We start from the raw sequence: 14059 nt of genomic DNA, 5'->3' as shown, positions 1-14059 counted from the left end.
ATTTCTTCTTCAAAAATGGCTGAATCTTTATACAGCGAAGTATGTACACGGTCACTTTGAACCAGTTCGTTGTAATCAATTTCGATATTTTGTGTTGGAATCAGGCTATTCATATCTATTTCCTATTTAATTTGCGTCCTGTGCTTTTACTTCTGCACTTTTGGTTCTGGTACAGGCAATTCAGCAGTGCTGTTCCAGTGATCCACCGGACGACTAAAAATATTTTCTGTTTGAAAGTGTTTGATCTTCCATTGACCACTGGAGTCTTTACGGAAATCAATGGTCAATTTGGCTGCATTGAGATGGCTTTGAAGATTCTTAAAAGTTGAAGTTTGAAGCATCAGCCAACTACCCTTTGCGGTTGTACCTTCAACATTAATCTGCTCGGAACTTACAAAATGAGCATTCATGAGAAAATGCGAATCTTTTTGGGTATAGCTTTTAAACATGTCATAAATGGATTGCCATGTTACATAACGCCCAAAACTTTTACTGTATTTCTCACCAATGCCTTCCCAAATACTGTCAGCATCAAATAGCGCCATAAGCTCATCAAGATCTGTATTTGCATCTAGATGGTCACAGATTTCCATGTAGCGATTTATACAATTACGAATTGACTGCTGAGATTCTAGCTGCTCTAATCTAAATAATATTTCTTCAATATCAATTTCTTGCCTCATAAATTAATCCTTAATATATTTTTCAAACAGCTGTGCAATTGCACATAACTTTTCGTCTTGGTTTAGCCCTGAAACCAATTGCAAACCAACTGGTTCTGCTTGTTCGGTTTGTAACGGAATTGAGATTGCAGGATGACCTGAAACATTAAAAGGACGTACATAAGCTGTTAGATTAAGCAACTTTAATGAATCTGTAATTTCACTCACTTTAGGAGGAATAATAGGTAAAGTGGGTAACAGCACAGCATCAAATTCTTGTAAAATTTGTTCTAATTCTTGTTTGAATTGACTTTGAATCTCTTGGGCTTTTTTATATTGATCTAGCGTAATATTTACAGACGATGTTAACCGTTTATAAACATCTGGTCCTAATTTTTCAGTATGTATTAGATACGAGAATGACTGCCAATTTTCATAGCTTATTAATGTCATTCCAGCTTCATGAGCAGCTTGAAATAGATTTAATTCAATTTCTTCAAACTGAATATTTTCGACTTGATTAATGAGCTTTTCGATACTTTGCCAAATAAATTTATCAGCATGAACTTTTAATACCCCTATTCGTGGTTTAATATTCTGATTAAAGAGCAATTTCTCCGAGCTAAAGGTAGGATCAATAATTGTCATAGCCTGGATCAGCATGGTCATCTCATTTGCAAAGGGCCCAACACAATCCAGCGTAGATGATTCAGGAAGAATACCTTGACGGCTTACCCTACCAAATGTTGGTTTAAGTCCGTAAATTCCACAACAGGCTGCAGGTAAACGGATAGACCCCCCGGTATCAGTTCCGATAGAGAAGTCACAGAGTTTTTCGGCAACAGCTGTCGCAGACCCGCTCGATGATCCACCTGGAATAAGCTCAGGATAATGGGGATTAATAGGTGTTCCGGTTAACTCATTAACTCCAGTAACACCAAAAGCAAGTTCATGTAAATTAGCTTTGCCTACAATTCGACAATTATTTTCAAGAATATTCGTGACTACTTGTGCATTAACTAGTGCCTTAGGATTATGTTCAAAAGCCTTACTAGCAGCTGTAGTAATTGTTCCTTCAATGTCTATAGTATCCTTAACAACAACCTTGATATCTCCATTACCAATATTTAAATATTTTATGATTGAACTCATTTCACCTCCCCTAATTCCCTAGTGAAATGTCACAAGAAAATATTTCACTATTCAATTGATTTAATTTATACAGAGGCTATTCCTTTCCTACAAATAATTCCTGCTTATAGTAAAAACCCTACTATTAAAATATATACAACCTGAATCGCGGATAAGAAATTGACTTTAAAAATAAAAGGACTAGTGCCATCAGTTGAGTTATCACCCCAAAACTAAAGCCCTAGTCCTGATTTATTGCACCATATATGGCTCATACCAAATTATTCTGTGTAATTGATGACTTTTTTCTTAAATTTGAAGCAACTTATTAGAAATTTCTTAAGCAAAGTCGGCGCTATTTAAAAATCTGACAGACCCAACTAAGTCTCTCAGAAATTACCTTTATTACCATTTAGTATAAATCTTTGTCACTTCCACAACTTCAAAGCACTCTTTTCATTGGTGAAGCAGGATAAAAGTTTTTATTTAAAAACTTACCCTGTTACCAACGGATGATACACATCAGTTGGCACTACACGCGTTACATGTCACCTTGATGAGAAGCCAACATGGCCGATATTTATGGGTTGACTCAACCACTTTACCGTTCTGCAAAAATTAACGAATTCAATGCCATAAATCATTAGTCAGAACTATATCTCGTGGTAAAAGTTCGATGGGTTGGTTTTATGGCTGTAAATTACATATCGTGATGTATCAATTTGGCGAGATCGTAAGCTCAGCACTATCCAATAGGCATATTGCTGACATCAAAATGGTTGAGCATTTAATTGAAGGCTTAGAAGCAAAGCTTTATGCGGATCATGGCTATTCATAGAACTATGAAACTTCTATCACTTTAAGGCTGCGTCTTTATCTAATTATCATTATTAAATATCAACAGCTCCTTCATAGAGTTTATTAGATAGGAGAAATACAATTTCAATATTTCTAAAAATCACTCATGTATTCTAAAATCTGCTGAATATATTCATTATTATCTATACTTCGATAAGCCAACGTGATTGGGCTGTACGCTTCCTCATCTAGGATGGGAAGAAACTTTAAGTTTTGTATACCAATAGCGCTTGCACTTTTTGGAATAATACATACTCCCTCACCTGATGAAACCAATCCGAGTGCCATATGAATTTCCCTTACTTCAGTCAAATTTTGTGGTATTAGGTCTAATTCAGAGAAAATATTCTGAATAAAAGTTGAAAAATTTGGCTTAGGGGTATTTGGGTACATATATATGATTTCATTTAATATTTGTGATAAGAAAATACCTTCATTATGATAGTGGCCTAATGCATAATTATTATGTACTGCAGGTAAAAGCTTTTCATGTTCTAAAATTTTTCTTTTTATTGAAGGATCACTAATTCCTAGTCTTCCAAATCCAATATCAATTTTCCAAGTTTTAAAGCTTTAACTTGATCGCTTGTTCCACACTCAACCAACTCAACTTTAACTCCATTAATGTGGCTTCTTAGATAATCAATTAATTCTGGTAATTTCCAATAAATAGCTTACATAGCCTATTCGTACTGTTTTATCGGTTACTTTATATCTATTTACCATTGATTTAGCATGTGCAGACAAGGTTAATATTTGAACAGCATACTGATAAAAATATTGTCCTACTTCTGTTGTTTTTACTGGACGTATTCCTCGTTCAAATAATGTTACCCCTAGTTCAGCCTCTAAATTTTTAATTTGACGCGTTAAAGGAGGCTGTGCCATACACAATTTCGAGGCAGCTTTAGTTATACTTTTCTCTTCTACTACAGCTACAAAATATTTTAAAGTTTTCAGTTCCATTGAATCGCCCCATTAAATACTTTTTAAGTATATTAAAATACTATTTATAGCCTATTTTCGCAAAATAAATTCAAATATGGTATGTGATATCAAATAATGGATTATATAGCGATATGTTCAGATCAATAGAAACGTTGCTTATCGGTATCCCAACCATACGCCCTCACAAATTTCAAATATTGAGCAACCAGAGTTTTTCAATCAAATCATTATTTCATTTTTAAAGAATAATACATCTTGCTAAGTAAAGGTGTATTAAACTTCCAACAAAATATATTAATAATATAAAATATTATTTAATAATCTACCATGTAAATTTAAATGCTAATTTAAGGGAATTTTTTATAGAAACATAAATTACTATTTCAATTGAATAATTTTTATATTATAAGTGAAAAATAAACTAATAGGTTCGATATTCATGGAATGAATTTTGCTTAATTTAATATAAGCTTATACGATAAAAGGACACATTGATGGATGTAAAGTTTGACTTTAATCTTGTACGAATTTTTTGTGCATTATATGAAACGGGTAGCCTAACGAAGACGGCTGAATTATTACAAATTAGCCAACCAGCCATTAGCCATTCGCTAAAAAAACTACGAAATCTGTATAATGATCAACTTTTTATTCGTACAGAAGGAAGAATGTTACCAACCACTCTCTCAGAAAATATCTCTAATAATTTACTCAATTCTAAGGAGTTAATTCTTTCTACTTTGCCTGATACAAATCTAATAAAAATTAAAAATAATTTTATATTTTCTATGTCAGATATGTGCCAATCTTATTTCATGCCTTCCATTTGTTTATTAATGGAAGAACATGATAATAAAGTAAATATTGATGTTATTCAGGCCCAACAAAGCTACTTAGCCCATGCAATGCGAGATGGAGAAATCGACTTTGCTATAGGACATTTACCTGTACTAAAAAATTGTAAGGACAATATAATATATGAAAAACTATTTGATGATGAATTTGTTTTAATGATTAGAGACGACCATCCATATTACAACAAAGAAATTGATATTATTTTAAAAAATATTGAATTAATCGGAGTAAAATCTTTAACCACTGGCCATACTGATTTAGTTAAAAATATTAATAATGAGTTTGAAAAAAGAACTGTATTAAATATTCCCAACTATTCTGTAGCTCCAGAGATAGTAAGTAAAACAGATTATGGCGTTATTATCCCTAAATCATTTGCTAAAAGATTTAATTATGACGATCAATTTGTTATTATAGATATTAATATACCAGGAAATACTATTGATATTGGGCTTTATTATCATAGATTATTTAAAAATAATCATTCGATAAAATGGATGAGTGAAATTATTTTAAATAATTTTAAAGCCCCCTCTCTTTAAGGAATTTAAAATGGATTCAAATGGAACTCTGCTGATTGATCAGATAATTCAATCGAGATATGCCGCCCGTGCTTTTTTAGATAAGCCTGCCGAACCGCAACTCATTAGAGATATTTTAACTATTTCTTCCTGAGCACCTTCAGGTACTAACACACAACCCTGGAAAGTATATGTTGTTAGCGGTCAGAAGCGTAATGAATTGGTGGCAGAGGTTTATCAAGCACAAAAAAAAATATTTGAGCAACCTGATATAGCTAAACAATATCAAGAAAGTTTCGCTTACTATCCAAAAGTTTGGCAACAGCCTTATTTAAATCATCGAAAAGAAAATGGTGCTTGGCTATATGGTTTACTCAAAATCAGTAAAAATGACCAAACCAAAATGCAAGCACAGCTTTTACATAATTATGAATTTTATGGTGCTCCCGTAGGACTTTTCTTTACTGTAGATCGCTCTTTAGGTATTGGTTCTAAAATGGATATTTCGATGATAATGCAGAATGTAATGTTGTGCGCCAAAGCTAGAGGACTTGATACTTGCCCACAAGCTGCATGGAATAAGTTCCACTCTATCGTACTTAATCATCTCAATGCAGATAAGAATGAAGAACTAGTCTGTGGTATGGCTCTCGGCTATGCTGACCCTTCCCATATAATTAATATTTCTCAAACCACTCGGGTACCTTTAGAAGAGTTCGCTATATTTTTGGATTAATGATCTAGCTATAAAAAAATCATCTTCAGATGATTTTTTTATTCGCAAACTGTTTCTACAAAAATAATTAGCGCATCAATAAGCCACCATTCATATCCCAAGTTGCTCCAGTAACAAATCCTGAATTATTTTGGATTAACAACTCAATGGTTTGTGCAATAAAGCTCATATCACCTAATTGATGCACTGGTATTGATTTCAGAATCTCCGGAATTTCATCCGCCTGCACAAGACGGTGAAATGCGGGTGAATCTACCGGACCACAGGCAATGGCATTGACTGTAACCCCTGATCCAGCCAGTGCCTTGGCAAATAGTTTGGTCATAGTCAAAATGGCACCTTCAGAAATGGCATAGTGTGCTCCCACAGCGATACCACCATTCTGGCCTGCAAGAGAAGACATATTGATAATACGTCCCTGCCCCTGCTGCGCCATCCATTGTCCAAAAAGTTGACAGGCCAAGAAAGTTCCCATTTGGTTGATTCGACTAATTTCCACAAACTCCTCAGCCGAGATTTCAAACAATGGAGTGGTTTTGGTCATAGCTGCATTGTTAATTAGCACATCCAACTTGCTAAACTTTTCTTTAATCCAGCCAGATACTGCATTAAAATCTACTTGATCAGTGATATCCAGTTTGAGAGCAAATGCATTATTCACTGCCAGCTTTGCTACTGCTGCTTCAGCTTTCGCAAGTGTAACATCAGTTAAAATTACCTGATACTGTTGGCTCACCAGATATTCTGCAATTGCAAATCCGATACCTTCCCCCGCACCCGTGATGAGAATCACCTTGTCCATATACAAAACCCTCCCATCCTAACTTAGTGATTACCAATATTTTTGGGTGTAAAGAAAATACTAATGGCAGCGATCAGGGCTGCCGCAGAGAAGAGGTAAAAATTGGCACTGGTATTAGAGCCATTTGCCATCAGATAGCCACCAACAATCGGTCCCATAATCGCCCCAATACGACCCACACCAATAGCCCATCCAGCGGCGCTGGCACGAATCTTAGTAGGATAATAATGCGTGATATAGCCTAGCTGCACCATTCCTACACCGATTATACCCATACCTGCTAAACCAACGAGCACATAAGTTATTGCAATATTATAGTTAAAGGATAGGCCGAAAATAGAGACTGCACCTATGAGATAGAACAGTACAATTGTTTTACGAGTATTAAAACGATCTGTCAAACGCCCAATAAATAGTGAGCCTAGACCTGCAGAAAGCATAAAGATGGCTAGAAAAGAAATGCTAGAACTAATTCCATAACCATTAGTCTTCATAATTTGTGGTAACCACGTACTCAGGCCATATACACCAAGTACAGTTGCAATCTGTGAACACCAAAATAAGGTTGTTGCACGCAAGTGCCTGACCGAGAACATTTCTTTCAGTAAAGAGAAAATATTAACTTTATTTTCTTTGCTCACCTGATAGCTTTCAATTGAATTCTGTGAGATTCCGATTTTATCAGCCAGTTGCAAAGCATCTTTTTTACGACCATGACTGAGTAGGAAAGAAATGGATTCTGGAAGAAATTTGATAAATACAGGTACTAATAATAATGGTAATGCACCTGCTGCCACCAATGTTCGCCATCCATACTGATCCAGATAGAACATTCCCACCAATGCTGCTAGTAATGCACCAGCTGGATAACCACAATACATTAGGGCGAAATAGAAATTCTTATTTTTTTCATCAGAATATTCAGAAGTTAAAGCACAGGCAATTGGAATAATACCCCCGACCCCGAGACCACAAATACCACGAGCAATTACAAAGCTAATCGGATCTTGTGCCATGGCAGCCCCGATCATTGAAGTAGTAAAAATAATCAGACATGCAATTAATAGTTTTTTACGTCCATATAGATCGCTTAACGCGCTAAAAAGATAGCACCCAATAAGTGTTCCAAAAAAAGCTGCACTGCCAATATAACCCATGTGCACGGCAGTTAAATTCCAACTCGCCTCCTGTAAGAGGGTCGGAATAATGACCCCCAAAATTGCGATATCGTAGCCTTCAGATATCATCGCGATAAAACATAGGAATACTACCAGCTTGGTTGTAATAGCTGATGGTTCCATATTGGTACTAATTGCATTTTTTGTCACTGGTGTAGACATTATTGTTACTCCCTACTATATTTTTAATAAAGGATGAGTCTCATGTATGGCATATGTTCCATTACAAAAAACCAATGGATCAACATCCTGCTCATAACCATATTGCAACACTTCTCCAATCACGATGGCATGGTCCCCAGCATCACAGACATTCCATAAACGGCATTCAAACCAAGCTGACACGTTAGCCAAACGAGGTGCTCGCTGACTGTCCTGATGCAGTTCTATGCCAGCAAATTTATCGACACCACGACGTGCAAAACGGTTAGACAGATCTAATTGTTCTTTACGCAATATATGAATAGTAAAATATCCTCCTTGAGTAAAAGACTCATAAGTGTAGGCATTTTTATCAATACTCCATAACACCAAAGGTGGTTCCATAGATACTGAATTGAAGCTATTAGCTGTAACGCCGATTTTTTCTCCATTCTTGTCATAAGCTGTAATAATAGTGACACCCGTCGGAAATTTACTTAATGCATTTCTAAAATCACGTGTATTAATCAAAATTTTTTCCTCTTATTTGTTTGATGAATTTCATATCCTGCTGTTAGATATATCCTTTGAATGGCTCTGTTTTAGTCATCACTGCCCCTGCGCCATCAAATACAGATTCATTGATATGCGCATGCTGAGTAATAACCAGCACATCTCTTAGAATTTTTTGCATCTTCTGACGTTTGAAAATGGCGTTAATGCCGGAAATGCTGTAGCAGTTTTTGACAATGTCGGCACAGGAATGCGCGGTATAGGTTGCTGAAAGACGCATTTCATTTTCTAGCGCTTTGCAAATCTCGTTGCCTTTCTCAATTTCCCCCCAGACACGATGACAGATCTCATAGAAATAACTGCGAACACTGAGGAAAGATGCTGTATTTTTGGATAAAGCCATACGGAAATAAGCACGATCAGCCAATTTTGGTGCACCAGTCGTGGTCTGTCCCTTACAAATCTGTAAAAGTTCTTGAATCGCTGCAAAAGCCAAACCAAGTGCTACCACCGTATGCACCTGACCGGAGAAAGCTACCGTTGGAATGTGATACAGAGGTTCATCCACCAACGCAGGTGCACCACGGACAAACGACCAGTCTTCAGTAACAAACTGCTCAGTAATTTTTAAGTCATGGCTACCCGTACCTTCCATGCCAAAAACATCCCAGTTTTCTGATACCTCGACTTTGTCTTTAGGAAGAATCACGGTTCGTGGACGGTCCTGGAAACCACCACTGGCACTTTCACAAATACCGACACCTAACCAATCTGCTGTTTTAGAACCACTGGAAAATTTCCAAGTTCCCGAAACTTCCCAGCCATTATCAATACGAGTAGCTGACTGTACCGGGAACAGACCTCCGGCAAAAATCTGATCTGGACCATCCTGATAAATGATTTTCTGGGTTTCGATAGGTAAAGCAGCTAGGTAATAATTTGATGAACCAAAACTGGCTACCCAGGCAGCAGAGCCATCTACAGAAGCTAGTTTTTCCAAAGACTGTAAAAATGGTAGTGGATTGCCTGCATTACCGCCAAAAATACGGGGTACTGAAACACGGAAAAATCCGGCCTTTTTCATCAAATCAACTATATGCTGTGGAATAAAGGACAGTTCCGAAAATGACGTACTTTCTACTGCAACTTGTTTGAGCAATTCTTCAAACTCAGACTTTTTACTTTCCTCCAGACAAATGGAATCGTAAAGTCGCTCGATGGTATACATGGATATTCCTTAAGGATAATGATCAGACATCCTTACTTATAGTTTTAAAATCTCCCTAGAACAAATAACTGTCATTAATGTTTTTTTACTAAAATAAATAGCACGAATAAAGAATTTATCTTTTTGTTTTATATATATTTTTAACAAAACAACAACTAAATTAGGCTTAAAATTATTTAAGACCCACAGAAAAAATTACAGGCCCTAGATCTAGGGCCTGTAAGCAGGTGAATACCACCTCAATGAGGATTACTACAATTTTTAGAACTTGAAGGTATAAGAGGTGATTAAACGGTGTTCCTCAAAACTCTTACCTGATTCCATCCCTGCGCCATATTTAATATCTGCATCGGTATAGCGCCATTCAAATCCTAATCCTTTAAACCAGCCCTGATTTGGGTGGTATAATAGGCTGAATACGCGTTCAATTTCCTTGTTATCTGTAAGACCTTTGCGCTGGATACCATCACCATGATGATAGGCAAACCGCGTCTTAACCCCTGGTAGGCTCCAGTCTTTGAAGTCATAGATATAACTGAAATGCCAAATAGACTCTTCTGGATTATTAAATGGCAGGATAGACCAAGCCTGTAAATACGGTTGTGGAGAATAACCGGTCAGTAAAGGGAAACTACTGTCTCCGATGTTCTTTTGCAGACCGACCGTAAACCGGTGATTCTGATGCTGAAGTGTGGTCATTCCCCCCAAGGCTTGACTGTCAATCTTTCCATAATAGGCATCACCATCTTCTTCATTATAGAAATAGCTCAAGTCGAATTTGACTTTGGTTTGATCCAGCTGTTTTTTATAATTAACGCCTACATAATGTTGCTGGTAAATATCTTCCAGTTGACCAAACCAGTAAGATGTCGACAAGTCTAGAGTAAGTTGATAATCCAGACCGAATAGATTTAGTCCATCACTTTCCTTGACAGGCCCCGCAGTCTGCATACTCAATTTACGGTATTCGTCATCATTACGGGCATTTGTATATGTAATACGCCCTGCAGTAACTTTTAAATTCTGAATATCCTTATTTTCTAGCATGGCTCCAGCTAAAGATGTCACCAACTGTCTTGAATCATCAAAATACACAATAGGTGTTCTTGGCAACAATTCGCCAACTTTTAATTCAGTATTACCTGCTTTTAATTTTAGGGTGACGCCATATTTAGCATAATCACTTTTTAATTCACCTTTGGCAGGATCATAAGGCACGATCAAGTCACTGGTCTGACGATGTTCACTATCAAGTAAAACAGCATAACGAATACTCGCGTCCAATCCCACTTGAAGCGGCGTATCAGTATAGCCTGATTCAAAAATTAGGTTTGCCCCTTGTGTCCAGCTGCCAAATGCTGGCAGATGATCTTGATCATAGGATCGATCAAAATAAAAATTTCTAAGATTAAGACTGGTTTTACTGTCTTCGATGAAATCTGCATGTACTTGAATCATGGCCGTACTAGCAAATATTAATATTATTACTGATTGAGTAAGTTTTAACTGTTTCGACATATGGTACCTATCACATTATTCTACTGAATACCCATTAATAGCCAAAAACAGATCCCTAAAAATTAAATTAATAATATTTAGAATTTTTGCAAACTTCCATTTAATAATATTTTTATTAAAATAGCTAAAAGCAAAATGATCTGATTTAAAAACAATTAAACACTCTATATATAAAAAAATAAAATAAAATATTATCCCCAATAAACCAAAGTAATAATATAATATTTAAAATAATCTCTATTTATAACCCGAATCGCGGATAAGTATTTTCTTTAAAATCATGACATAAACGTAATTTTATGATTAATTTTTAGTGTTATTAGATCAAAGCGGCTTTATTGCACAAAGCTGTTCTTAAGGGCTTCTTCAATAATATAATTTACAAATGAAGAAGCCTACACATAAAATCTACCGCACAACCAATTGGCCCGCATATAACCGAGCACTCATTCATCGCGGAAATATTACTATTTGGTTTGATCCTGCTACGCAATGGTATGCTCCATCAAAAGGCAAACAAGGGCGAAATCAAACCTACTCCGATGCAGCCATCCAATGCTGCTTAATGATTAAATCCTTATTTCGTCTGTCTTTACGTATGGTCACTGGCTTTGTGCAAAGTCTGATTAAACTTTGCGGATTAAATTGGACAGCGCCAGATTACAGTACGCTTTGTAGAAGACAAAAGTATATTGATATTGCAATCAGCTACCAAAAAAGTAGCTATGGGCTGCATCTACTCATGGACTCTACAGGCTTGAAGTTTCTAGGTGAGGGCGAATGGAAACGCAAGAAACATGGACCTGAATATCGTCGCCAATGGCGTATGCTACATAGTGCTATAGATGCTGAAACTCTTCAAATACGTGCTATTCAGCACACAACCAATAATATCAGTGATTCACAGGTACTAGGTGATTTACTTGATCAGATTCCACAAGATGAGCAGATTGACTCTGTTTATACCGATGGAGCTTATGACACCAAGCAATGCCGTCAGGCCATTGCAGATCGGCAAGCGCATGCGGTGATTCCACCTAGAAAAAATGCGAAACCATGGAAAGATACAAAGAGCAGCTTGCTAAAGCGAAATGAATTACTTCGAACAGTTAAACGTTTAGGTAGGACACTATGGAAAAAATGGTCAGGCTATCATCGCCGAAGTTTGGTTGAGACTAAAATGCACTGCATCAAATTATTAGGAGATAAACTCAGTGCAAGGAGCTTTGATAGCCAAGTCAATGAGGTTCATGCACGTGTAGCAGTCCTCAACAGATTTACGGAATTAGGTCGACCACTTACTCAAGTTACGTCTTAAATTTGGCTCAATTAGGGGCGCTTTGCATTTCAAATCTTTGTGCAACAAAGCCGATCAAAGCATAGACATTTCATCACAAAATGATAGATAAACCTTAAAAATGAGTGGTGTCATTTCCTTAAGCAGGATTAGGATTATTTATAGGCCTTTATAAAAAATTATAATTCCTTTAAAGCATAAAAATACAGTATTAATGCTATTAAAATAAAAATACTCATAACAACAAACATATTAATTAAAGCATTAAAAAAAATAAAATTTAAAACAATCCCACTTATTAAACCACAGGAAAAATGCATACTACCCATCATTGCACTAGCTGCACCTGCACGCTTATTTTGATTTTTCATTGCTAATGCTAATGAACTTGGACCTATTAACCCCATTGTAGAAACTATTATAAATATTGAAATAAAAACTAAAATCTTAAAGCTGTAAAAACACCCTACACCTAGCAATAAGACTCCTAGTGCTTGAATCATCAACCCTAAAAATAAAATTGATTTTATATTCCATATCTTTATTAGAACTTTATTAAGAAATGAAAGTAATATTATTCCAATTCCATTTAATCCAAAAATCAAACCAAAAACTTTTTCATTTAGATCAAATTCCCCAATCATTACAGCAGAAGCCGAGTTTAAAAAAGTAAACATCACTCCGCCAGACAATCCTCCTATACACATAGGAAGATAAAATGTGTGATCTTTTATGAGGTCTACATAGGAATTAAAACTTTTTTTAATATGGAATTTCGTGCGCTGTGATTTCGGTAGTGATTCATTAAAGAAGAAATGAATGCCAAGTAGACAAGCTATACCCATTAATGCTAATAATAAAAAAATCGTGCGCCAATGATAATATTCCAATATAAGTGCACCAATACTTGGCGCAATCACTGGTGCAATAGCTAAAATCATCATTAAGGTAGTAAATGCTTGAGCAGATGCTTGTAAAGTAAGACAATCCCTAACAACTGCCCTTACTATAACTACTCCTACACATCCACCTAGAGCTTGTATTACTCTAAGATACATTAATTGATTTATATCTTGAGCATATACACATAGTAAACTTGCGAAAATGTAAATTCCTAATCCAATGTACAGTGGCGTTTTTCGACCTATTGCGTCACTGATGGGACCATACAATAGCTGTCCTATAGCTAATCCTAGAAAATATGCAGGCAATGTATTTGAAACTTTTTGCACACTAACAGATAAATCTTCAGCCATATGATTTAAAGCTGGCAAATACATATCAACTGATAATGGACCTAATGCCATTAATAAAGATAAAAGTAAAATCCATCCCCATGAATAACTACTTTGCTGTTGAAGCCGCATATTTTTCATTGATTATCCTTTTTTATATCGAAATAGTATTTAAATGAAGATATGTAATTAAAATTTTAAATATCCAATACAAGTTGTTTGGTTTTTGATCTTGAACAACATGCAAGTATTTGGTCATTACTCTCTTTTTCTTCATCCGTTAAATACACATCACGATGATCAGGTTCACCTTCCAACACATCACATAAACACGTGCCACACACGCCTTGTTCACATGATTTCTCAATCTTTATGCCTTCTCTCGCTAATGCATCGATCAAACTCTCATCCGCTGCAACCGTAATAATTTTATTAC

12 protein-coding genes and 3 pseudogenes are annotated in these 14059 nt (G+C 35.9%); 4 read left to right on the top strand and 11 right to left on the bottom strand.

Annotation, left to right across the window (positions count from 1 at the left end):
• The 3 genes from AC1M9L_RS14395 to AC1M9L_RS14385 all read right to left on the bottom strand — a co-directional run.
• Window positions 1-113, bottom strand: a 113-nt coding sequence (locus AC1M9L_RS14395) for a hypothetical protein (protein ID WP_481592506.1), incomplete at its 3' end; no start/stop codon positions are given.
• Between the two features lie 33 nt (window positions 114-146).
• The gene (locus AC1M9L_RS14390) at window positions 147-683 is read right to left on the bottom strand and encodes a nuclear transport factor 2 family protein (RefSeq protein WP_163169551.1); all 537 of its coding nucleotides are present in this window, start codon (window positions 681-683) and stop codon (window positions 147-149) included.
• A 3-nt stretch (window positions 684-686) separates the two neighbouring features.
• Complete coding sequence (locus AC1M9L_RS14385) at window positions 687-1814, bottom strand: amidase (RefSeq protein WP_168397100.1); 1128 nt, start codon at window positions 1812-1814, stop codon at window positions 687-689.
• A gap of 245 nt (window positions 1815-2059) precedes the next feature.
• Between AC1M9L_RS14385 and AC1M9L_RS14380 the strand changes: the two are divergent.
• A pseudogene (locus AC1M9L_RS14380) lies at window positions 2060-2625 on the top strand (transposase); the annotation flags it as partial.
• A 119-nt stretch (window positions 2626-2744) separates the two neighbouring features.
• On the opposite strand, the pseudogene AC1M9L_RS14375 reads toward AC1M9L_RS14380, so the two are convergent.
• Window positions 2745-3617 (bottom strand): annotated as a pseudogene (locus tag AC1M9L_RS14375) (LysR family transcriptional regulator).
• Between the two features lie 476 nt (window positions 3618-4093).
• Here AC1M9L_RS14375 and AC1M9L_RS14370 point away from each other — a divergent pair.
• A complete protein-coding gene (locus AC1M9L_RS14370; protein WP_481592505.1) occupies window positions 4094-4996 on the top strand; it encodes a LysR family transcriptional regulator in 903 nt (300 codons plus the stop codon).
• Between the two features lie 10 nt (window positions 4997-5006).
• Window positions 5007-5711 (top strand): annotated as a pseudogene (locus AC1M9L_RS14365) (nitroreductase).
• A gap of 67 nt (window positions 5712-5778) precedes the next feature.
• Here the strand turns inward: AC1M9L_RS14365 and AC1M9L_RS14360 are convergent.
• From AC1M9L_RS14360 to AC1M9L_RS14340, 5 genes are all read right to left on the bottom strand, one after another.
• Window positions 5779-6513 (bottom strand): SDR family NAD(P)-dependent oxidoreductase, encoded by a 735-nt coding sequence (locus AC1M9L_RS14360; RefSeq protein ID WP_168397118.1) that lies wholly within the window; start codon window positions 6511-6513, stop codon window positions 5779-5781.
• A gap of 23 nt (window positions 6514-6536) precedes the next feature.
• Window positions 6537-7853 carry an MFS transporter gene (locus AC1M9L_RS14355; RefSeq protein ID WP_481592504.1) on the bottom strand — a complete coding sequence of 439 codons (1317 nt, stop codon included), beginning with the start codon at window positions 7851-7853 and terminating at the stop codon, window positions 6537-6539.
• 15 nt (window positions 7854-7868) lie between these two features.
• Window positions 7869-8363 carry a flavin reductase family protein gene (locus AC1M9L_RS14350; RefSeq protein ID WP_481592503.1) on the bottom strand — a complete coding sequence of 165 codons (495 nt, stop codon included), beginning with the start codon at window positions 8361-8363 and terminating at the stop codon, window positions 7869-7871.
• A gap of 43 nt (window positions 8364-8406) precedes the next feature.
• Complete coding sequence (locus AC1M9L_RS14345) at window positions 8407-9429, bottom strand: acyl-CoA dehydrogenase family protein (protein WP_481592502.1); 1023 nt, start codon at window positions 9427-9429, stop codon at window positions 8407-8409.
• A gap of 405 nt (window positions 9430-9834) precedes the next feature.
• The gene (locus tag AC1M9L_RS14340; RefSeq protein WP_481592501.1) at window positions 9835-11091 is read right to left on the bottom strand and encodes an OprD family outer membrane porin; all 1257 of its coding nucleotides are present in this window, start codon (window positions 11089-11091) and stop codon (window positions 9835-9837) included.
• Window positions 11092-11476: 385 nt separating this feature from the next.
• Here AC1M9L_RS14340 and AC1M9L_RS14335 point away from each other — a divergent pair, with 385 nt between their 5' ends.
• Window positions 11477-12409 (top strand): IS5 family transposase, encoded by a 933-nt coding sequence (locus tag AC1M9L_RS14335; protein WP_481592500.1) that lies wholly within the window; start codon window positions 11477-11479, stop codon window positions 12407-12409.
• 158 nt (window positions 12410-12567) lie between these two features.
• Here the strand turns inward: AC1M9L_RS14335 and AC1M9L_RS14330 are convergent, their stop codons facing one another.
• Together AC1M9L_RS14330 and AC1M9L_RS14325 are read right to left on the bottom strand one after the other, a co-directional pair.
• Window positions 12568-13764 carry a multidrug effflux MFS transporter gene (locus AC1M9L_RS14330; RefSeq protein WP_481592499.1) on the bottom strand — a complete coding sequence of 399 codons (1197 nt, stop codon included), beginning with the start codon at window positions 13762-13764 and terminating at the stop codon, window positions 12568-12570.
• Between the two features lie 56 nt (window positions 13765-13820).
• The coding region (locus AC1M9L_RS14325; protein WP_481592498.1) for a 2Fe-2S iron-sulfur cluster-binding protein at window positions 13821-14059 on the bottom strand (239 nt) is incomplete at its 5' end.

Source organism: Acinetobacter sp. ANC_7511, from assembly GCF_056779975.1.
This window is presented reverse-complemented; position numbering and strand designations above follow the sequence as displayed.